Below are 20296 nucleotides of genomic sequence, written 5' to 3' on the forward strand. Positions count from 1 at the left end.
TTGCGTTTGAAACGGCACCGGCCCACTTCCCCACCCGGCCACCCACGGAAGTATGATCTCATGGGTGGCCGGGTGGGGGAGCGGGCCGGTGCAGTCTGCCGTAAGAGCGAGCCCCTACACCACCGGTGCCGCCGGCATGCCGAAGCGGTCCTGGATATGCCGCATCAGCCCGTCGCGCACCTCGCGATAGGCCTGCAGCCTCTGCTCGCGGTTGCCGGCGATCAGCGTGGGGTCGAGCGTGGGCCAGTACTCCACCGCCACGGCTTGCGTCCTCGTGAGCTCGAGCGCCGCGTGATGGGCCTCCGGCGTCAGCGAGACGATGAGGTCGAACAGCGTGTCCTCCAGATCCTCGAAGCTCGTCGGGCTGTGGCCGGAGATGTCGATGCCGAGCTCGTCCATCACCGCGACCGCGAAGGGGTCGAGCTCGCCGGTGTGGACGCCGCAGGAGGCCACGAACACCTTGTGCCCGAAGAAATGGCGCATGAGGCCCCCGGCCATGGGCGAACGCACCGCATTGTGGCCGCAGGCAAACAGGACCGCCGCTGGAAGGTCACTTGCCATGTCCGGGGCTCAGCCTCGCCAGTGCAGGACGCAGACGAGCGTGAACAGTCTTCGCGCGGTGTCGAAATCGACCTCGATCTTGCCTCTGAGCCGCTCCTTCAGCAGCTCGCTGCCCTCGTTGTGCAGCCCGCGCCGGCCCATGTCGATGGCCTCGATCTGGCTCGGCGTGGCGGTGCGGATCGCCTGGTAGTAGCTCTCGCAGATCAGGAAATAGTCCTTCACGATCCGCCGGAAGGGCGACAGCGACAGGCCGATGACCGCACAGCGGTTCTCCTCGCGGTCGGCGATGTCGAAGACCAGCCGCTTCTCCATGATCGCCAGATGTAGCCGGTAGGGGCCGTTGTCGCAGCCGTCGACCCGGAAATGGTTCTGTTCCAGAAGGTCGTAGATCGCGACCCGGCGCTCGTGCTCCACATCGGCGGAGGCCGCAGACAGGCTCGCCTCGTCGAGGGTGACGTCGGCCAGACGGTCCGTGGTGGCGTCTTGTCCGGTCATGGTCCCCGGGGTCCCGTCCCTGTCAGGCCGTGTTGATCCTGATGCCGACCGAGCGGGCATGGGCCTCCAGCCCCTCCGCGCGGGCGAGCGTGATCGCGGCCCCGCCGATCTCGCCGAGCGCGGCCGCGTCGCATCTCAGAATCGAGGTGCGCTTCATGAAGTCGAGCACGTTGAGCCCGGAGGCGAAACGCGCGCTCCGCGCGGTCGGCAGCACATGGTTCGGCCCGCCCACATAGTCGCCCACCGCCTCCGGCGTATAGGCGCCGAGGAAGATCGCGCCGGCATTGCGCACGCGCGCGGCGAGCTCTTCGGCATCGCGCGCGGCGATCTCCAGATGCTCCGGCGCCAGACGGTCGACGAGGCCGATAGCATCGCCGAGCGCCGGCGCGACGATCACCGCGCCGTAGTCGCGCCAGCTCGCGCCCGCGATCTCCGCGCGCGGCAGGGTCTCAAGCTGGCTGTCCACCGCGCGCTCCACCGCGTCGGCGAAGTCCGCATCGTCGGTGATCAGGATCGACTGGGCGGAGGCGTCGTGCTCGGCCTGCGCCAGCAGGTCGGCGGCGATCCAGGAGGGATCGTTCGCGCCGTCGGCGAGGACCAGCACCTCCGACGGCCCGGCAATCATGTCGATGCCGACCGTGCCGAAGACCCGGCGCTTGGCGGCGGCCACATAGGCGTTGCCCGGCCCCACGATCTTGGCGACGGGCGCGATGGTCCGCGTGCCATGGGCGAGCGCGGCGATGGCCTGGGCGCCGCCCACCCGGTAGATCTCGTCGACCCCGGCAATGCGGGCGGCCACGAGCACATGGGGGTTGAGCACACCGTCGGGCGCGGGCACGGCGATGACGAGGCGCTCCACGCCGGCGACCTTCGCCGGGATCGCGTTCATGAGGACGGAGGAGGGATAGGCCGCCGTGCCGCCGGGCACATAGAGGCCGGCCGCGTCCACCGCCGTCCAGCGATGGCCCGTCTCCACGCCGCTCTTGTCGGTGACGCGGCCGTCCTCCGGCCTCTGGCGGCCGTGATAGGCCTCGATCCGTTCGGCGGCGAGCGTCAGCGCGTCGAGCAGCGCCGCATCGCACGACGCCACCGCCGCGTCGATCTCCTCAGGCGTGACCGCGAGGCCGTCCGCGGCGACCTCGTGGCGGTCGAAGCGGCGCGTATAGTCGATGAGCGCGGCATCGCCGCGCGCGCGTACATCGGCGACGATTTCCGCCACCGCCGCGTCGACATCCTGTGCGACCTCGCGCTTTGCGGTGAGCAGCGCGGCAAACCGCGCATCGAAGTCCGCCTGCCGCATGTCGAGGCGTTCGGCCATTCTCGAAACCCTCTTCCCGGGACGCCGTGAAGGCTCAGTCCCTGTCCGTCAGATCGTGTTCCGGCTTCCGGCCCGTCTCCCAGACAGGGCCCAGATCCGCCATATGCGCCTCGATGCACTCCACGTCGAGCCACAACGTCCCGCCGCCGGAAAAGGTGAGCGTGATCTCGCCCGATGGCGCCTCGCCGGGAGCGAAGGCGATGGACAGGAGCGACAGGACGGCGTCGTCGGCGCCCTGGCGGATATTCTGCGAACGCGCGGAGAAGACATGGTCGAAATGCAGCCCGGCGCGGCGGCGCTGGAACGCGGGCCCCTCCCCGCCGCGCAGCCCGCTTTCCCAGTCGAACCGGTTGGCGACGAGCGCAAGCCGCCGCTCGCCCGGCAGATAGCGGATATCGCCGACCCGCAAGACCGCGTCCTGCATATGCGCGGAAATGACCTTCAGATCGTCCTCGTCGAACGCGCTGAGCTTGAGCAGATCCATTGCCGATCACCCGACCGCTTGTGCCGCCTGTTTCCCGTCATGACATAACGGCAGTGCGCGGCGGTGACAATGCCCGAGGGGATCTCTCCCCGTCAGGCGCTCAGCCGCTCGATATCGGCGCCGCAATCGCCGAGCTTCTTCTCCAGGCGCTCGAAACCGCGGTCGAGATGGTAGACCCGGTGGATCACCGTCTCGCCCTCCGCCATCAGCCCGGCAATGGCGAGCGATACGGACGCGCGCAAATCCGTCGCCATGACCTCCGCCCCGCGCAGGGTCTCCACGCCGTGCACCGTGGCGGTATCGCCGTTGAGCGAGATCTCCGCCCCGAGGCGCACGAGCTCCTGGACATGCATGAACCGGTTCTCGAAGATCGTCTCGGTGATGGTCGAGGTGCCCTCCGCCCGCGTCATCAGCGCCATGAGCTGGGCCTGGAGGTCGGTCGGGAAGCCCGGATAGGGCTGCGTCTCGACCTCGACGGGGGCGAGTGCTGCGCCGTTGCGCGACACCTTAAGCCCCTGATTGGTCTGCTTCACCGCGACGCCCGCCGCACCGAGCACGTCGACCACGGCGTCGAGCAGGTCGCCGCGCGCGCCGATCAGGTCCACCTCGCCGCCGGTCATGGCGACCGCCATGGCATAGGTGCCCGTCTCGATCCGGTCGGGCAGCACCTCGTGGGTCGCGCTGTGAAGCCGGGGCACGCCGGAGATGTTGAGCGTGGAGGTGCCGATGCCCTCGATCCGCGCGCCCATCTTGACGAGGCATTCGGCGAGGTCGGCCACCTCCGGCTCCTGCGCGGCGTTCTCGATCTCCGTCTCGCCGCGGGCGAGCACGGCGGCCATGAGCGCATTGTGCGTCGCGCCGACGGACACCTTCGGGAAGGTGATGCGGTTGCCGGTCAGCCCTTTCGGCGCGCGCGCGATCACATAGCCGCCGTCGATCTCGATCTCCGCGCCGAGCCGTTCCATGGCGAGCAGATGGAGGTCGACGGGCCGCGTGCCGATGGCGCAGCCGCCGGGCATGGAGACCTTCGCCTCCCCGCAGCGCGCAAGCAGCGGGCCCAGCACCCAGAAGCTCGCCCGCATGCGCGACACGAAATCGTAAGGCGCCGTCGTGTCGACGATGGTGCGCGCGGTGATGTGGAGCGTGTCGCCGGCGATGCCGTTGACGCCCATGCGCTTGCCGTCCACGCCGATATCCACGCCGTGATTGCCGAGAATGCGCATGAGCAGCGCCACGTCGGCCAGCCGCGGCACGTTGCGCAAGGTGAGTGTGTCGTCGGTCAGGAGACCGGCGATCATCAATGGCAGTGCGGCGTTCTTGGCGCCGGAAATGTGGATTTCGCCATTGAGGCGGTTGCCGCCGCGAATACGGATACTGTCCATGAATACCCCGATGGACGGCCCCGCCTTCATGGCGTCGGGTCCGTCATAGGTGAGCGCTCGCTCCCCAGTGTTTCACTGTGCCATGACTGCTAAGAAACACAAACCGCCTGTCCGGGGCAAGCGTCTCGGTGCAAGGGGCGCCTAGCCCAGCATGTCGCGCAGGCGGTACCACGCCATGGCGAGCACCAGGAGCGGCGTGCGCACGGGGCCCCCGGGGAAGGGCTGGTGCCTGAACCGGGCCATGAGGTCGAACCGCTCGGCCTGGCCGGCAACCGCCTCCGCCATCAACCGCCCGCAGATATTGCCGAGCGTCACCCCCTGCCCGGAGAAGCCCTGCGCATAGAACACCGTCCCCCCGACCGTTCCGAGATCGGGGATGCGGTTGACGGTGATGCCGATGAACCCGCCCCAGGCATAGTCGATCCGGGCATCGGCGAGCCCGGGGAAGATGCGCGTCATGCGCCGGCCCATGCGCGCGGCGATATCGTCCGGGATCACGCCGGAATAGGTGCACCCGCCGCCGAAGATCATGCGCCGGTCGCCGGACAGGCGGAAATAGTCGAGCACGTAATTGGTGTCCGCCACCGCCTCGTCGTCGCGGATGAGAGTGCGCGCACGCTCCTCGCCCAGCGGCTCGGTGGCCACGAGAAAGCTTCCCACGGGCATGATCCGCGTGTGAAGCGGCTTCACCGTGCGCCCGAGATAGGCGTTGCCCGCCACCACGACGAAGCGCGCCCGCACGAGCCCCTCGCCGGTGTGGACGACCGGGTCCGGCCCGCTCTCGATGCGCGTCGCACGCGAATGCTCGTAGATCTCCACGCCGGCGGCGATCGCGGCGTCGGCCATGCCGAGACAGTAGTTCAGCGGATGGAAATGCCCCGCCCCCGCCTCGTGGAGGGCGCCGTGATAACGGTCCGTGCCGAGCCGTTCGCGCAAGGACTCGCGGTCGAGCAGCTCCGTCTCGCAGCCATAGCGCTGCAGGCTGGCCTGCATGCCGGAGAGATCGGCCATGGCGCCGGGCTTGGCCGCGACATGGAGATAGCCCCATTTGAGATCGCAGGCGATGGCGTGCCGGGCGATCCGCTCGGCGATGATCGCCTTGCCTTCCTCGGCGATCTCGAAGCACTTGCGCGCATCGTCGGGGCCGAGCTGGGCCTCGATCGGCTCCATGCCGGAGGAAAAGCCCGTGCAGATCTGCCCGCCATTGCGCCCCGAGGCGCCCCAGCCGACCGTCTCCGCCTCCACGACGACGACCCTGTAGCCGCGCTCGGCGAGTTCGAGCGCCGCCGACAGGCCGGTGAAGCCGGCACCGACCACGCAGACATCCGTCCGCACCTCGCCGCGAAGCACCGGGTGCTCCACATAGCGGTTGGCCGAGGCGAGATAGTAGGACGGCGCCTCGCTGTCCCCGTTCACCGCGCTCATGCCGTCCTCAGATACCACTGATAGTCCAGTGGCTGGATCTGGTAGTGGAAATTGTCGCACTCGAACTGGCGCGCCGTGGCGAAGGCGCGGACATAGTCCTCGCCGAAATAGCGCCCGAGCACCGTGCCCTCCGTGAAGCGCTCCAGCGCCACCGGCCAGCGGATCGGCAGGTCTGGCGCCTCCTGCTCGTAGCCATCGCCGACGACGGGGTCTTGCGGCTCGATCTCGTTGACGATGCCGTGATGCATGCCGGCAAGGACCGCCGCGACCACCAGATAGGGATTGGCGTCGGCGCCGGCCACGCGGTGCTCCACACGCACCGAGCGCTCGTCGGAGCCGGGAATGCGCAGGGAGACCGTGCGGTTGTCGCCGCCCCAGTTGGCCTTGACCGGCGCATAGGTGCCGGGCTTCAGCCGGCGGTAGGAATTGGCGTTCGGCGCGAAGATCGCCATGGCCTCCGGCATGGTGTCGACGAGCCCGCCAATGGCATGGCGCAGCATGTCGCCGACCGGGCGGTTGAGCCGCTCGTCGAACGGCCCGGCGAGCACGTTGTTGCCGTGCCGGTCGAGGAGGCTCACATGGACATGGAGGCCGGAGCCCGCGCTTTCCGCGAAGGGCTTGGCCATGAAGGTCGCGATCATGTCGTGGCGGCGGGACACCTGCTTGATGCAGCGCTCCAGAAGGATCGCCTGGTCGCACGCCAGGAGCGCGGAGTCGACATGGTGGAGATTGATCTCGAACTGCCCCGGCGCATATTCCGCGACGAAGGTCTCCGCCGGCAGCTTCTGGATGTCGCAGGCCTCGTGGATCGCCGACAGGACGTCCTCGAAATCGTAGAGGTCGTCGAGCCCGTAGACATTGGTCTGGGCCGGGCGGAACTGCGAGCGCGGCCCGATGGCCGGCTGGACGACGCCGCGCGCGGCCGCCTCCCGGTCGATCAGATAGAACTCGTATTCGATCGCGATGACCGGCGTGAGCCCCATGTCGGTCAGCGGCTTGAGCGCGCGCTGGAGCACGTTGCGCGGATCGGCGAAGAACGGCGTGCCGTCCTCGTGATACATGGAGGCGAGCACCTGCCCCGTCGGGCGCGCGCCCCACGGCACGGGCTTCAGCGTCTCCGGCACGGCGAAGCAGAAATAGTCCGGATCGCCGTCGGAGGTGCCGTAGTCGAGGGTGGTGACGTTCTGGCCCGTCCAGTCGAGCAGATAGTTGGATCCCGGCAGGCGCACGCCCTCGTCATAGAGCTTGTGGACATAGTCCCGGCCGAGCTGCTTGCCGCGCAGGATTCCGTTCATGTCGGGCAGCAGCATGTCGACGGCGACAACGTCGGAATGGGCGTTCAGAAAGGCGTCGGCTTCGGAAAGGCCGGGAACGTGTTTGTGCATGAATGAGCTCGAATTTGAGGATCCGACGGCGGCCCCGGGGCCAGTCCCGTTGGGAAGGCATTGTTTCTTTGGGGTTTTATTTCGTCAAGGGACCGTCGTATCCTGCCCCCGCCGGCCGGCCCGACCGGGCCGGTCGAACCGCCAGCGTCAGGGTCCCGGACAACGAGCATCCATCCATGGCTTCTCTTGATTACGACGAGTGGTTCGCCACGCACGCCATCGACGAGGTGGAGTGCCTTCTCGCCGACATGGCCGGAACGCCGCGCGGCAAGATCCTGCCGGCGAGCAAGTTCCTCAAGGGCGCGCACAGCCGCGGGCTGCGCCTGCCGGAGGACATGTTCGGGCTCACCGTCACCGGGCGCTATGTGTGGGAGACCAACACCCTCAACCCGGCCTCCATCGACGTCTATCTGCGCCCCGATCCCGACACCATGCGGCGGGTGCCGTGGTACGAGGAGCCGACGGCGGAGGTCGTGTGCGACTGCTTCTATATCGACGACAAGCCCGTCGACATCGCCCCGCGCCACGTCCTCAAGCGGGTCCTGGAGCTCTACGCCAAGCGCGGCTGGACACCGGTCGTGGCCCCGGAGATCGAATTCTACCTCATCAAGAAGAACCTCGATCCGGACTATCCGCTGGAGCCGCCCATCGGCCGGTCCGGACGCCAGGAAGCGGGCGGACAGGCCTATGGCATCGACGCGGCCAACGAGTTCGATCCCATCGTGGAGGACATCTACGACTGGTGCGAGGTCCAGGAGATCGACATCGACACGCTGTCGCACGAGAACGGGCCGGCGCAGCTTGAGATCAACTTCAATCACGGCGACCCGCTGGCGCTCGCCGACCAGATGTTCCTGTTCAAGCGCACCGTGCGCCAGGCCGCGTTCAAGCACGACATGTACGCGACCTTCATGGCCAAGCCGCACGAGAACGAGCCGGGCTCGTCCATGCACCTCCACCAGTCCGTGGTCGATACGCAGACCGGCCGCAACCTGTTCACCACCAAGTCGGGGCGCGATTCCAAGCTGCTCCTGAACCATATTGGCGGGCTGCAGCGCTATCTCGGCGCGGCCATGCCGTTCTGCTCGCCCAATGTGAACTCCTACCGCCGGCTCGTTCCCTATGCCGACGCGCCGACCAACGTGCACTGGGGCATCGACAACCGCACGGTCTCCTTCCGCGTGCCCACCTCCGACCCGCAGAACCGCCGGGTGGAGAACCGCGTGCCCGGCGCGGACGCCAATCCCTATCTCGCCATCGCCGCCTCGCTCGCCTGCGGCTATCTCGGCATGGTGGAGAAGCTGGAGCCGACCCCGCCCGTGGAGGGCAGCGCCTATCGCTACGCCCACACGCTGCCGACCCATCTCGCCGACGCCCTGTCGAAGCTCAACTACACCAAGCCCCTGAAACAGGTGGTCGGCGAGCGCTTCGTCTCCGCCTATCAGGAGGTGAAGGACTACGAGATGCAGCAATACCGCACGGTCATCAGCTCCTGGGAACGCGAGTTCCTGCTGCTGAACGTGTAGGCGGGAGGCGGTCCCCCGCCGCCCGGCGGCCCTCCGGTCAGACCCGCTCGACCGCCATCGCCGCGCCCTGGCCGACGCCGACGCACATGGTGGCGATGCCGCGCTTGCCGCCGGTCTCGGTGAGGTGGTGGGTCAGCGTCAGGGCGAGCCGCGCGCCCGACATGCCGAGCGGGTGGCCGAGCGCGATGGCGCCGCCATTCGGATTGACGTGTTCGGCATCCTCCGGCAGGCCGAGCTGGCGCAGGCAGGCGATGGACTGGCTGGCGAAGGCCTCGTTGAGCTCCATGGCGTCGATATCGGCGATCTTCAGCCCCAGCCGGTCGAGCAGCTTGCCGACGGCGGGAACCGGGCCGATGCCCATGATGCGCGGCGCGACACCCGCCGAGGCCATGCCGAGGATGCGCGCGCGCGGCGTGAGCCCGTGGGCGCGAACCGCCGCCTCGGAGGCCACGATCATGGCGGCGGCACCGTCATTGACGCCCGAGGCGTTGCCCGCCGTGACCGTACCGGGGTCGCGGAACGGCGTCCTGAGCCTGGCGAGGTCCTCCATGGTCGTGCCGGCGCGGGGATGCTCGTCCGCATCGACCGTGACGGTCTTGCGGCGCCCGGCCGGCGCCTCCACGGCGACGCTCTCCGCGGCGAAGAAGCCGCGCGCCTGCGCGGCTGCCGCGCGCTCCTGGCTGCGCAGGGCGAAGGCGTCCTGATCCTCGCGCGAGATCTGGAAGTCCTCCGCCACGTTCTCGCCCGTCTCCGGCATGGAGTCGATGCCGTATTGCGCCTTCAGCACCGGGTTCACGAAGCGCCAGCCGATGGTCGTGTCGAAGATCTCCGCGGAGCGCGAGAAGGCCGTCTGCGCCTTGCCCATGACGAAGGGCGCGCGCGACATGCTCTCCACGCCGCCGGCAATGGCAAGCTCCGCCTCGCCGGTCTTCACCGCGCGGGCCGCCTGGCCCACCGCCTCCAGCCCCGACGCGCAGAGCCGGTTGAGCGTCACGCCGGGAACGCAGTCCGGCAGGCCGGCGAGCAGGAGCGCCATGCGCGCCACATTGCGATTGTCCTCGCCCGCCTGGTTGGCGCAGCCCATATAGACCTCGTCCACCGCCGACCAGTCGGCATCCGCGTTGCGCTCCATGAGCGTGCGGATCGGCAGGGCGGCCAGATCGTCCGCGCGCACCCCGGACAGCGCGCCGCCATAGCGGCCTATGGGCGTGCGGACATAGTCGCAGATGAAAGCGTCGCGCATGGTCTTTCGAGCCTCCCTGGAGCGCCCCTCACGGGGGGCGGGCCGAGCCGGTTGCAGGACGATCGCTCCGGACGCGCCGGAGCGAGTTGCCTGTGATATTGGTTCGCAGTGCGAACTTAAATTCCGAAATTCGAACGGCAAGATGGCACCGGCCTGACAGCCCGTCAAGCGGCGGCACGCCGCAGAGCACCGCGCTCAGTCCACCACCAGCGCCACCCCGTCGCGGCGCGGGTCGCCCATCGCCTCGAACCGGCCGTCGCCATGGCGCTTCACCACATGGGCGCCGCCGAAGAACATGTTGGGCTCGCCCCAGGCGCGGCGCGCGGGGAACCGCTCGGCAAGCGCACCGCCGCCGCCCGGCTTGAAGAAGTCCTCGAAATCGAGGTGGCCGTCCTCGACATGGAGCCGGGGCGCGCGCACGGCGGCATCCGGCGCATAGTCCTTGGCGAGCAGGCGGGCGAGGACGACGAAGAGCGCGGAACGGATGCGGCTCGACCCGCCGGAGCCGAGCGCGAAGAGCGCGCCGTCCTTCTCCGCGATCGCCGGGCACATCATGGAGGCGGGACGGAGACCGGGCGGCCATGTGCCGAGCCCGTCCGGGGCGAGGTCGGCCTCGCCCAGCATGTTGTTGAGCATGAAGCCGAGACCGCCGGGCACATGGCCGTTGCCCTCGCCGTTGGAGACGGTCGCGGCCACCGCGTTGCCCGCCGCGTCGATGACGCTGATATGGGTCGTGCCCCGGGTGGCGGGCGGCCCCTTCGCCGCGCCGCCGGCCGGGAGCGCGAGCCCCGCATCGGCGAGGAGCGCTGCGGGGTCGCCGCCCGCCGTGCGGCGGGCCTCGTCGCTTCGGGCAAGCGCGGCGGCAAAGCGCTCCGCGCTGCGGCCCGGCGCGTGCGCATAGGCAGACAAGGCATGCGCGATGAAGGCGCCGCCGGCCGATGGCGGCGGGTTGAGCGCGATCCGTGCCGGACCGAGCGGCACCTTCAGAGGCGCGCGCCGCTCCACCCGATAGTCCGCCAGATCCTCCGCGCGCAGATGGCCGTGATCCCCCTGCCCGTCCAGGAGGCGCGCGGCGAACCCCTTCGCGCGATAAGCCTTGAGCCCCTCCCGCCCGATCTCGTCCAGCATGTCGGCAAGGGTCGGATTGCGCATGATATCGCCGGCCCGCGGCAGGCGGCCATCGGGCGCGAAGAGCGCCCGCGCGCCCTCGCTCGCCGTCAGGATCGGCCCGACGACGGCGGCGAGATAGGCCTGGAAGGCCGTGACCTCCACGCCCTCGCGCGCCCTGCACGCCGCAGGGGCCGCGAGTTCCGCCATGGGCCGGGTGGCATGGGCGGCGTGCACCGCGAACAGGCCCGGCACGAAGCCCGGCGTCGCGCTCGCCGCGCGGCCGATGTGAAAGGCCTGGCTGGCGGGGCCGAAATCGGCGTGGATCTCGTGGAAGTCGGCAGCGCCGTCACCGCGGCGGGCAAGCGGCGTGCGCACGAAGAAGTCGTGGAGGACCGTCTCTCCCGACGCGGCTTCGCGCGCCATGAGGAAGCCGCCGCCGCCCGGCGAGGCGAGCACCGGCTCGGCGACGCAGGCCATCCAGAGCCCGGCAATGGCGGCGTCGAAGGCGTTGCCGCCCGCCCGCAGGACGTCGCCCGCGGCCTGCGCGGTGAGCGCGTGCCCCGCCGCCACGGCACCGCGGGCCGGTGCGACCCTCGTCATGGATACGGCCGCCCGCGGGGACGGGGCGCGCTATTCCGCGGCCTGGCGCAGCGCCGGGGCTGCGGCGCGCACCTCCGGATCGACATGGGCCTCGAACCGCTCGAAATTGTCGATGAACATCTGGACGAGCGCCTGCGCCTGGGCGTCGTATGCGCCCTTGTCGTCCCAGGTCTCGCGCGGGGTCAGGACCGCCGTGTCGATGCCCGGCACGGAGACCGGCACGTCGAAGCCGAAACAGGGATCCTTGCGGAACTCCGCCCCGTTCAGGCTGCCGTCGAGCGCGGCGTTGAGCAGCCCGCGCGTCACCGCGATGGGCATGCGCTCGCCGACGCCGTACTTGCCGCCGGTCCAGCCGGTATTGACCAGCCAGCAGGTTACGCCGTGCCGCGCGATCAGCTCGCGCAGCAGGTTGCCGTATTCGCTCGGATGGCGCGGCATGAACGGCGCGCCGAAGCAGGTGGAGAACGTCGCCTCGGGCTCCGTCACCCCCTTCTCGGTGCCCGCGACCTTGGCGGTGTAGCCGGACAGGAAGTGGTACATGGCCTGGCTCGGGGTGAGCCGCGCGATGGGCGGCAGCACGCCGAAGGCGTCCGCCGTCAGCATGATGATGTTGCGCGGATGGCCGGCGATCCCGGTCTCGCTGGCATTGGGAATGTAGCGGAGCGGATAGGCCGCGCGGGTATTCTCCGTCAGCGTACCGTCGTCGAAGTCGAGCGCACGGGTCTCCTCGTCCATGACGACGTTTTCGAGCACCGTGCCCCAGCGCTGGGTCGCGCTGTAGATCTCCGGCTCGGCCTCCGCCGACAGGCGGATCGCCTTGGCATAGCAGCCGCCCTCGAAGTTGAAGACGCCGTTCTCCGACCAGCCATGCTCGTCGTCGCCGATGAGGGTGCGGCTGGCATCGGCCGACAGGGTGGTCTTGCCGGTGCCCGACAGGCCGAAGAAGATCGCCGTGTCGCCCGCCTCGCCGACATTGGCGGAGCAGTGCATGGGCATCACGCCGCGCTCGGGCAGGATGTAGTTGAGAACGGAGAAGACCGATTTCTTGATCTCGCCGGCATAGGAGGTGCCGCCGATGAGCACCAGCCCGCGCGAGAAATCGCAGGCGATGACCGTTTCCGACCGTATGCCGTGGCGCTCGGGATCGGCCCGGAAGCCCGGCAGGTCGATGATGGTGAGCTGCGGCGCGAAGCCGTCGAGATCGGCAAGCTCCGGCTCGATCAGCAGATGGCGGATGAACAGCGCGTGCCAGGCATATTCGCAGAACACCCTCACGGGCAGGCGATGGGCCCGGTCGGCGCCGCCATAGAGATCCTGGACGAACAGCTCGCCGCCCTCCGCATGGGCGAGGAAATCCTCAAGCAGACGGTTGAACTGGTCGAGCGAGAGGGGTTGGTTGTTGTCCCACCAGATCGTGCCGGCGGTCGCCTCGTCGCGAACGATGTACTTGTCCTTCGCCGAGCGGCCCGTGTGCTGGCCGGTGGTGACCACCGCCGCCCCGTTGAGCGCGACCTTCGCCTCGCCGCGGCCCACCGCTTCCTCGTACAGCCGCGAGGTCGAATAGTTCCAGTGAACCGTGTCGAGATTCCTGAGACCCGTCGCGTCCACGCCGATGGCGCGGTTGTACCGTCCACTCTGTTTCACACCCCACTCCTTGCAATTCCGGCCGATTGAGAACGGCCGCTCCATTGCGCGACCGCGGCTGCGTTCGGGGCAGCCTGGTTCGATCGCCGTTCCTCCGCCGCGCCACACGCGAGATCAGGGCCCTCCGGTACGGGCCTTGCGGGCGCGGATCGGGCAAGCTTAGGCAAAGCCGCGGGGGCAAACAACAGGAGGCGGGCGGGAAAATGTGGAGAATGCGGCACCATGACGCGCAGGCCTCCCCCGGCCGTGCCTCCCCGGCCCGGTTCTCAGTCGGCGCCCTGTCCGGGCAGCGCACGCGCCTTCTTGACGAGCGCCACGAGCGCCTCGCGCATCTCCTTGGCCGTCTCGACCGGCTCCGGCAGGTCGAGCCTGAGAACGGTGTGCCCGTCGGTCAGGTCGCAGCCGTCGGGATCGCAGGCGCTCATCCGCCAGTCGCCCTTCGGCGCGCCGAGAAGCCGCGTCGCATAGAGCGCCACGGCGTCGCTGTGGTCCTCGTTCATGTGCCCGACAATGCCCTCCTCCGCCTCCGCGAGCGCGGCGCAGCGCTCCTCCGGCAGGATGATCTCGTCGGCATTGATCGTCTGGATACGGCCGAAGCCGGCGACCAGATGGCCGAATTCCGGGATCAGCCGGAATATGGAGAAGTCGCTGAACTGGGCATAGCGCCGCGAGAGCGGATGGCGCGCCAGGAAGCGGCGCTTGACCGCCTCGTCCTCCGCCACCTTCTCGATCCGCCCCAGAAGCGTCAGCCGCGCGCCCTCAAGGGCGTCGCCGTCATGGGTCGTCGCGTCGACCAGCACGGATGCGCGCGGGTCGGTCGTGAGATTGCGGGTGTGCCAGGCGAGTGACGACAGCATGAAGAGCGGTGCGCCGGAAGGGTCCGTCGCCACGGTTGCCAGCGACACGAAGGGCGCGCCGCTCGCCCGGTCGAGCGTTCCAAGCGACACCGTGTCCGCCTGGCGGATGAGCCGGCGGGCCTCCTCGCCCGGCGACAGGGCGGCGCCCTCTTCTTCCTGCGGGATCTGTCTCGTGGGTTCAGCAGTCATGATCGTGCGAGCCTCAAAATCGCTACTTCCGGGCCCAAACCATGTGCCGCGCCCGGACGCGGCCACCCTGCCGTTTGCAGGATTTTCGTCATAATGGGAGAATGTGGCCATTAAACGGTTAACGCCGGCGGCGGGCTCTCCCGGGACGGCGCGGAGGCGGGCGGGCAGAATATATTGGTCGCGACGAGGCGCAGGCAGTACTATGCCTTGCCACATTTTGCCCCAGTTAACTCTTTAAAGCGCCTGGCAGGATTTCAAGGTAATGGGCAAAAAGATGCCGACAATCGCACTAGTGGACGACGACAGGCACATCCTCACCTCCGTGAGCATGGCGCTGGAGGCGGAAGGCTACCAGATCCAGACCTATGCCGACGGCGTCTCCGCCCTGAAGGGCCTGGAGGAGACACCGCCCGACGTCGCCATCTTCGATATCAAGATGCCGCGCATGGACGGTATGGAGCTGTTGCGCCGGCTGCGCCAGCAATCCGACCTGCCGGTGATCTTCCTGACCTCCAAGGACGACGAGATCGACGAGCTGTTCGGGCTCAAGATGGGCGCTGACGACTATATCCGCAAACCCTTCTCCCAGCGGCTCCTCATCGAGCGGGTCAAGGCGGTCCTGCGCCGGGCCCAGCCGCGCGACACGACCGCCGCCCCGGATTCCGGCGCCAAGAAGATCGAGCGCGGCAAGCTGGTGATGGATCCCGAACGCCATTCGTGCACATGGGACGGCGGCAGCGTGACGCTGACGGTGACCGAGTTCCTGATCCTCCAGGCGCTCGCCCAGCGGCCAGGCGTCGTGAAGAGCCGCGACGCGCTGATGGACGCCGCCTATGACGATCAGGTCTATGTCGACGACCGCACCATCGACAGCCACATCAAGCGGCTGCGCAAGAAGTTCAAGGTGGTCGACGACAGTTTCGACGCCATCGAGACGCTCTACGGGGTTGGCTACCGCTTCAAGGAAGCGTGAGGCCGCCGTCCCGGAATTTGCGCCACAGTACGCAGCTTTGCGATTTCGTGTTAGGTAGAAACGCGATCTGCGCAGTCTTTCCGCGAGCATGGACGCGGGCGCATGGAGGCTGGACAGGCCTCCGGCGCCGGTCACACGGCGGGGATGGGTACTGGATAGGGCCAATATGGTTGCTGACACCGAGCGGCAGGGGCGCATGAGCGAGACATCGCGCATGCGCGGCGGCGATGCGCCCGGCACGGCAGCGCGCGGCGCCTTCCGCTGGATCGCGCGCCTGAGCCCCTCCAGCCTCACCAGCCGGATCATCCTGCTCAATATCGCCGGGCTGATCATCCTCGTCTCCGGCATCCTCTATTTCAACCAGTTCCGCCAGGGCCTGATCGACGCACGCGTCCAGAGCCTGATGACGCAGGGCCACATCATCGCCGGCGCCATCGCCGCATCCGCGACCGTCGATACCGACACGATCATCGTCGACCCCGACCGGCTCCTGGAGATGCAGGTCGGCGAGCCGTCCGACCAGGGCCCGGACGAGTTCCGCAGCTTCGAGTTCCCGATCAATCCCGAGCGGTCCGGCCAGATCCTCAGGCGCCTGATCTCGCCGACCAAGACGCGCGCGCGCATCTACGACCGCGAGGGCATCCTCATCGTCGATTCCCAGTATCTCTACGGGCGCGGCGAGATCCTGCGCTTCGACCTGCCGCCGCCGGACGAGAGCGCGGACAACACGATCGCCAGGCTCTGGCACGAGTTCAACAACTGGCTGTTCGACAACGACTATCCGCTGCAGAAGGAATACGGCAACGACAACGGCAAGGACTTCCCCGAAGTCACCGCCTCGCTGAACGGCGCCTCCGTCTCCGTGGTGCGCGTCAACGACAAGCGCGAGATCATCGTCTCCGTCGCCGTTCCCATACAGCGCTTCCGCGCCGTGCTCGGCTCGCTCGTCCTGTCGACCCAGGGCGGCGACATCGACGAGACGCTCAGGGGCGAGCGGCGCATCATCCTGTTCACCTTCCTGTTCGCCGCGCTTGTCACCGTGCTCCTGTCGGTGCTCCTGGCGGGCACCATCGCGGAACCGATCCGCCGCCTCGCGGGCGCGGCCGAACGGGTCCGCCGGGGCGTCAACAAGCGCGTGGAGATCCCCGACTTCTCCGTGCGCCGCGACGAGATCGGCCATCTCTCCGGCGCGCTGCGCGACATGACGAACGCGCTCTACAACAGGATCGACGCCATCGAGGCCTTCGCCGCAGACGTCGCCCACGAGCTCAAGAACCCGCTGACCTCGCTGCGCAGCGCCGTGGAGACGCTGCCGCATGCCAGGACCGACGACCAGCGCGCCCGCCTCGTGGAGATCGTGAAGGACGACGTGAAGCGGCTCGACCGGCTCATCACCGACATTTCCGATGCCTCGCGCCTCGACGCGGAGCTCGCGCGCGCGGAAGCCGAGCCGATCGACCTGTCGGAGCTGCTCGGCGCGGTCATCTCCATGTCGAACGAGACGCGCGGGCCCGACGATGCCGAGATCAGTCTCGAGATCGAGCGGCGGAACCTGGCCGGCGACGCACCCTTCACCGTGATGGGCCACGACACCCGTCTCGGCCAGGTGGTGCGCAATCTCATCGACAATGCGCGCTCCTTCTCGCCCGGCGAGGGCGCGGTCGAGGTCGTTCTGCGCCGGGTCGGCCCGGAAGTGGAGCTCTGCATCGAGGACGAGGGGCCGGGCATCCGGCCGGAAAGCCTGGAGAAGATCTTCGACCGGTTCCACACCGACCGGCCGGAAGGCGCCTTCGGCCAGAACTCCGGGCTGGGCCTGAGCATCTCCAAGCAGATCGTGGACGCCCATCGCGGCCGCATCTGGGCGGAAAACCGCATGGGCCCGCCGAACGAGGAGGGCGAGCGCCCCGTGCTCGGCGCGCGCTTCGTGGTGCGCCTGCCGGCCGCCGACGCCGCACCCCGGCGCGACGGGGGACGCTCGTGAGCAGCCGGGACGGCGGCGCATCCATCCACGGAACCTGCATCGCGGTCGGCGGCCACGGCGTTCTGCTGTTCGGCGCGCCGGGCTCCGGCAAGTCCGATCTCGCCCTGCGGCTTATCGACACCGACGGGCGCGGCACCGGGCCGGAGAGACTGACAGCGCAGCTCGTGGCCGACGATCAGGTCGTGCTCGCCGCGCGCGGCGGCCGGCTCATCGCCCGCGCGCCCGATGCGCTCGCCGGCCGGCTGGAGGTTCGCGGCCTCGGCATCGTCTCCGTGGCGTATCTGGAGGAGGCGCCCGTGCTGTGCGCCGCCCGCCTCGACGGGACGGCCGCTCCGGAACGGCTTCCCGATTTCTCGCAACGCACGGCGACATTGTGCGGGATCGCCATCCCCGAGCTCGCGCTCGACGCCCGCGCGCCCTCCGCACCCGCCGTGATCCGCGCCGCCGTCATCGCCTTTGCCGGCGCGGGACGGCAGGGGTTCGGCACGACGTGAACCGGCGGACCGTCCCGTCGGAGGACAAAAGCCTTCCCGCTGTTGCGCTCGCGCCCCCTTGCCGACATGATAGCGCCCTTGACTCGGATCGGACGCCTGCCGGCCGGCACATGGATGGCATGGGGAATTCGATCGGTTTCAAGGGGTTAGGGTGGCGTGTCCGAATCGGACAGGACATGGTCTGCCTGACGGGGGCTTTGCGTTTCGAGTCGAAGGAAAAGGCGCCTCATCGATGATCGGTCTCGTTCTGGTAACGCACGGCCAGCTTGCCGCGGAATTCCGCTCCGCCATGGAGCATGTGGTCGGCCCCCAGCCGCAGATGGAGGCGATCTCCATCGGGCCGGACGACGACATGGAGCAGCGCCGCGCCGACATACTGGCCGCCGTCTCGCGCGCCGACGACGGCGAGGGGGTCATCCTGCTGACCGACATGTTCGGCGGCACCCCCTCCAACCTGGCGATCTCCGTCATGCAGAACGCCAAGGTGGAGGTCATCGCCGGCATCAACCTGCCCATGCTGATCAAGCTCGCCAGCGTGCGCGGCGAGACCACGCTGGAGGACGCGGTCGAGCAGGCGCAGGACGCCGGCCGCAAATACATCAATATCGCAAGCAGGGTCCTCTCCGGTGAAGGCTGATTCGGATCATACCGCCCCGGGCGGGCCGGGACCGGCCGGCCGGCTGGAGCGCGAACTGACCATCTGCAACAGCCGCGGCCTGCATGCGCGCGCCTCCGCCAAGTTCGTGAAATGCGCGGAGGGCTTCGACGCCGCGATCACCGTCTCGCGCGACGGCCAGAGCGTGCCCGGCACCTCCATCATGGGCCTCATGATGCTCGCCGCCCATCCCGGCTCCACCATCACGGTGCGCGCGGAAGGCCCCGACGCGGAGGCCGCCATCGACGCGCTGGACACCCTCGTCGCCTCGAAGTTCGACGAGGACTGAAAGCCTCCCCTCCCTCGCCGCACGAGAGCGCCCTTTTCGGCTTCCTTCCGCAGGATGGCGGGGAGATGCGCTGTCACGCCTCCACATCCCCAGACACGGTCCGCGCCCCGGCAAGCCTGGCCCGGGGCGGCTTTCCACAGCCTACCCAGAGACATAAAGACTTCTTTATATCCTTATTGCCTCATCGTTGCGACCCTGCTATAGGGAATGGGCCTGGACGACGCCGTCTTCCGGGGTCGTCCGATTTTTGAGTTTCAAACAGTTCCGCTGAGGTCATCACATGAACAAACCCGCCGATTATCTGGTGAAAGACATCTCTCTGGCCGACTGGGGCCGCAAGGAGATCGCGATGGCCGAGGTGGAGATGCCCGGCCTGATGGCGCTGCGCGAGGAGTTCGGCAAGTCCCAGCCGCTCAAGGGCGCGCGCATCGCCGGCTGCCTGCACATGACCATCCAGACCGCCGTTCTGATCGAGACGCTCGTGGCGCTCGGCGCGGAGGTGCGCTGGTCGAGCTGCAACATCTTCTCCACCCAGGACCACGCGGCCGCGGCGATCGCTGCGGAAACCATTCCCGTCTTCGCCTACAAGGGCGAGTCGCTTGAGGAATACTGGGACTATGTCGACCGCATCCTCGAATGGCCCGACGGCCAGCCGGCCAACCTGATCCTCGACGATGGCGGCGACGCGACCATGATCGTGCTGCACGGCGCGAAGGCGGAGAAGGACCCCTCGCTGCTGGAGAACCCCTCCAACGAGGAAGAGGCCGCGCTGTTCGCCACCATCAAGCGCCGTCTGGAGAAGTCCCCGGCTGGTATTCGCGCGTTCGCGACGGCCTCAAGGGCGTCTCGGAGGAGACGACCACGGGCGTGCACCGCCTCTACGAGCTGCAGAAGAAGGGCCAGCTGCCCATCCCGGCGATCAACGTCAATGACAGTGTGACGAAGTCGAAGTTCGACAACCGCTATGGCTGCCGGGAATCGCTGGTCGACGGCATCCGCCGCGCCACCGACGTCATGATGGCCGGCAAGGTCGCCGTGGTGTGCGGCTATGGCGATGTCGGCAAGGGCTCCGCCCAGTCCCTCGCCGGCGCCGGCGCGCGCATCGTGGTCACCGAGATCGACCCGATCTGCGCCCTTCAGGCGGCCATGGACGGACACGAGGTGCGCAAGCTGGAGGACGTCGTCTCCTCCGCCGACATCTTCGTGACCGCGACCGGCAACAAGGACGTCATCACCGCCGATCACATGCGCCAGATGAAGGACATGGCGATCGTCTGCAATATCGGCCACTTCGACAACGAGATCGAGGTCGCCGGCTTGCGGAACTACAAGTGGACGAACGTCAAGCCGCAGGTCGACATGATCGAGAAGCCGGACGGCGACCGCCTCATCCTCCTGTCGGAGGGGCGCCTCGTCAATCTCGGCAACGCGACCGGCCATCCGAGCTTCGTGATGTCGGCGTCCTTCACCAACCAGGTGCTGGCGCAGATGGAGCTGTGGACCAATGGCGGGGCCTATGAGAACAAGGTCTACGTCCTGCCCAAGCATCTCGACGAGAAGGTCGCCCGGCTGCATCTCGCCAAGCTCGGCGTGAACCTCACCGAGCTGTCGGACGAGCAGGCCAGCTATATCGGCGTGGAGCACGACGGCCCCTTCAAGCCGGACTACTACCGCTACTGACGCCT

At 68.5% G+C, this 20296-nt stretch carries 17 protein-coding genes and 1 pseudogene; 7 read left to right on the forward strand and 11 right to left on the reverse strand.

The window, feature by feature from the left end:
* Nucleotides 1-114: 114 nt before the first annotated feature.
* The 7 genes from HW532_RS07375 to HW532_RS07405 all read right to left on the reverse strand — a co-directional run bounded on the left by HW532_RS07375 (nt 115) and on the right by HW532_RS07405 (nt 7050).
* Nucleotides 115-561, reverse strand: coding sequence for an arsenate-mycothiol transferase ArsC (locus HW532_RS07375; RefSeq protein ID WP_213163772.1), 447 nt, complete (start codon nt 559-561; stop codon nt 115-117).
* A 9-nt stretch (nt 562-570) separates the two neighbouring features.
* Nucleotides 571-1056, reverse strand: a complete 486-nt coding sequence (locus tag HW532_RS07380; protein ID WP_213163773.1) for a UPF0262 family protein — start codon at nt 1054-1056, stop codon at nt 571-573.
* Between the two features lie 22 nt (nt 1057-1078).
* A complete protein-coding gene (hisD, locus tag HW532_RS07385) occupies nt 1079-2374 on the reverse strand; it encodes a histidinol dehydrogenase (RefSeq protein ID WP_213163774.1) in 1296 nt (431 codons plus the stop codon).
* A 34-nt stretch (nt 2375-2408) separates the two neighbouring features.
* On the reverse strand, nt 2409-2858 hold the full coding sequence (locus HW532_RS07390) for a DUF2948 family protein (RefSeq protein WP_213163775.1): 450 nt from the start codon (nt 2856-2858) through the stop codon (nt 2409-2411).
* Nucleotides 2859-2950: 92 nt separating this feature from the next.
* The gene (gene murA, locus HW532_RS07395) at nt 2951-4240 is read right to left on the reverse strand and encodes a UDP-N-acetylglucosamine 1-carboxyvinyltransferase (protein ID WP_213163776.1); all 1290 of its coding nucleotides are present in this window, start codon (nt 4238-4240) and stop codon (nt 2951-2953) included.
* Nucleotides 4241-4381: 141 nt separating this feature from the next.
* On the reverse strand, nt 4382-5665 hold the full coding sequence (locus tag HW532_RS07400) for an NAD(P)/FAD-dependent oxidoreductase (protein WP_213163777.1): 1284 nt from the start codon (nt 5663-5665) through the stop codon (nt 4382-4384).
* Nucleotides 5662-7050, reverse strand: a complete 1389-nt coding sequence (locus HW532_RS07405) for a glutamine synthetase family protein (protein ID WP_213163778.1) — start codon at nt 7048-7050, stop codon at nt 5662-5664. The genes HW532_RS07400 and HW532_RS07405 overlap by 4 nt, the downstream gene beginning before the upstream one ends.
* 176 nt (nt 7051-7226) lie before the next feature.
* Here HW532_RS07405 and HW532_RS07410 point away from each other — a divergent pair, with 176 nt between their 5' ends.
* Nucleotides 7227-8576: a glutamine synthetase family protein gene (locus HW532_RS07410; RefSeq protein WP_213163779.1), complete on the forward strand. Its 1350-nt coding sequence runs from the start codon at nt 7227-7229 to the stop codon at nt 8574-8576.
* A gap of 37 nt (nt 8577-8613) precedes the next feature.
* Here HW532_RS07410 and pcaF read toward each other — a convergent pair whose 3' ends face one another.
* From pcaF to HW532_RS07430, 4 genes are all read right to left on the reverse strand, one after another.
* Complete coding sequence (gene pcaF, locus HW532_RS07415; RefSeq protein WP_213163780.1) at nt 8614-9819, reverse strand: 3-oxoadipyl-CoA thiolase; 1206 nt, start codon at nt 9817-9819, stop codon at nt 8614-8616.
* Between the two features lie 195 nt (nt 9820-10014).
* On the reverse strand, nt 10015-11529 hold the full coding sequence (locus HW532_RS07420; protein WP_213163781.1) for a gamma-glutamyltransferase: 1515 nt from the start codon (nt 11527-11529) through the stop codon (nt 10015-10017).
* Nucleotides 11530-11559: 30 nt separating this feature from the next.
* Entirely contained in the window at nt 11560-13137 is a 1578-nt protein-coding gene (locus HW532_RS07425; RefSeq protein WP_425491950.1) for a phosphoenolpyruvate carboxykinase, read from the reverse strand.
* Nucleotides 13138-13439: 302 nt separating this feature from the next.
* A complete protein-coding gene (locus HW532_RS07430; protein ID WP_213163783.1) occupies nt 13440-14219 on the reverse strand; it encodes a HugZ family pyridoxamine 5'-phosphate oxidase in 780 nt (259 codons plus the stop codon).
* Nucleotides 14220-14493: 274 nt separating this feature from the next.
* Here HW532_RS07430 and HW532_RS07435 point away from each other — a divergent pair, with 274 nt between their 5' ends.
* From HW532_RS07435 to ahcY, 6 genes and pseudogenes are all read left to right on the forward strand, one after another.
* Nucleotides 14494-15192 (forward strand): response regulator transcription factor, encoded by a 699-nt coding sequence (locus tag HW532_RS07435; RefSeq protein WP_213164464.1) that lies wholly within the window; start codon nt 14494-14496, stop codon nt 15190-15192.
* Between the two features lie 166 nt (nt 15193-15358).
* Entirely contained in the window at nt 15359-17173 is a 1815-nt protein-coding gene (locus HW532_RS07440; protein WP_213163784.1) for a sensor histidine kinase, read from the forward strand.
* Nucleotides 17170-17667, forward strand: a complete 498-nt coding sequence (locus tag HW532_RS07445) for an HPr kinase/phosphorylase (RefSeq protein ID WP_213163785.1) — start codon at nt 17170-17172, stop codon at nt 17665-17667. The genes HW532_RS07440 and HW532_RS07445 overlap by 4 nt, the downstream gene beginning before the upstream one ends.
* Nucleotides 17668-17899: 232 nt before the next feature.
* A complete protein-coding gene (locus HW532_RS07450; RefSeq protein ID WP_213163786.1) occupies nt 17900-18304 on the forward strand; it encodes a PTS sugar transporter subunit IIA in 405 nt (134 codons plus the stop codon).
* A complete protein-coding gene (locus tag HW532_RS07455) occupies nt 18294-18611 on the forward strand; it encodes an HPr family phosphocarrier protein (protein ID WP_213163787.1) in 318 nt (105 codons plus the stop codon). Before HW532_RS07450 ends, HW532_RS07455 begins: the two co-directional genes overlap by 11 nt.
* Nucleotides 18612-18891: 280 nt before the next feature.
* Nucleotides 18892-20291 (forward strand): annotated as a pseudogene (ahcY, locus tag HW532_RS07460) (adenosylhomocysteinase).
* Nucleotides 20292-20296: the final 5 nt, after the last annotated feature.

It is taken from the genome of Kaustia mangrovi, assembly GCF_015482775.1.
Lineage (GTDB): Bacteria > Pseudomonadota > Alphaproteobacteria > Rhizobiales > Im1 > Kaustia > Kaustia mangrovi.

Excerpts from the sequence above, each read along its gene's own strand:
- HW532_RS07420 (WP_213163781.1), bottom strand. The coding sequence starts at position 11,529 with ATGACGAGGGTCGCACCGGCCCGCGGTGCCGTGGCGGCGGGGCACGCG.
- pcaF (WP_213163780.1), bottom strand. The coding sequence starts at position 9,819 with ATGCGCGACGCTTTCATCTGCGACTATGTCCGCACGCCCATAGGCCGC.
- hisD (WP_213163774.1), bottom strand. The coding sequence starts at position 2,374 with ATGGCCGAACGCCTCGACATGCGGCAGGCGGACTTCGATGCGCGGTTT.
- HW532_RS07440 (WP_213163784.1), top strand. The coding sequence starts at position 15,359 with ATGGTTGCTGACACCGAGCGGCAGGGGCGCATGAGCGAGACATCGCGC.
- HW532_RS07435 (WP_213164464.1), top strand. The coding sequence starts at position 14,494 with ATGCCGACAATCGCACTAGTGGACGACGACAGGCACATCCTCACCTCC.
- HW532_RS07450 (WP_213163786.1), top strand. The coding sequence starts at position 17,900 with ATGATCGGTCTCGTTCTGGTAACGCACGGCCAGCTTGCCGCGGAATTC.
- HW532_RS07400 (WP_213163777.1), bottom strand. The coding sequence starts at position 5,665 with ATGAGCGCGGTGAACGGGGACAGCGAGGCGCCGTCCTACTATCTCGCC.
- HW532_RS07405 (WP_213163778.1), bottom strand. The coding sequence starts at position 7,050 with ATGCACAAACACGTTCCCGGCCTTTCCGAAGCCGACGCCTTTCTGAAC.
- HW532_RS07390 (WP_213163775.1), bottom strand. The coding sequence starts at position 2,858 with ATGGATCTGCTCAAGCTCAGCGCGTTCGACGAGGACGATCTGAAGGTC.
- HW532_RS07375 (WP_213163772.1), bottom strand. The coding sequence starts at position 561 with ATGGCAAGTGACCTTCCAGCGGCGGTCCTGTTTGCCTGCGGCCACAAT.
- HW532_RS07380 (WP_213163773.1), bottom strand. The coding sequence starts at position 1,056 with ATGACCGGACAAGACGCCACCACGGACCGTCTGGCCGACGTCACCCTC.
- HW532_RS07410 (WP_213163779.1), top strand. The coding sequence starts at position 7,227 with ATGGCTTCTCTTGATTACGACGAGTGGTTCGCCACGCACGCCATCGAC.
- murA (WP_213163776.1), bottom strand. The coding sequence starts at position 4,240 with ATGGACAGTATCCGTATTCGCGGCGGCAACCGCCTCAATGGCGAAATC.
- HW532_RS07430 (WP_213163783.1), bottom strand. The coding sequence starts at position 14,219 with ATGACTGCTGAACCCACGAGACAGATCCCGCAGGAAGAAGAGGGCGCC.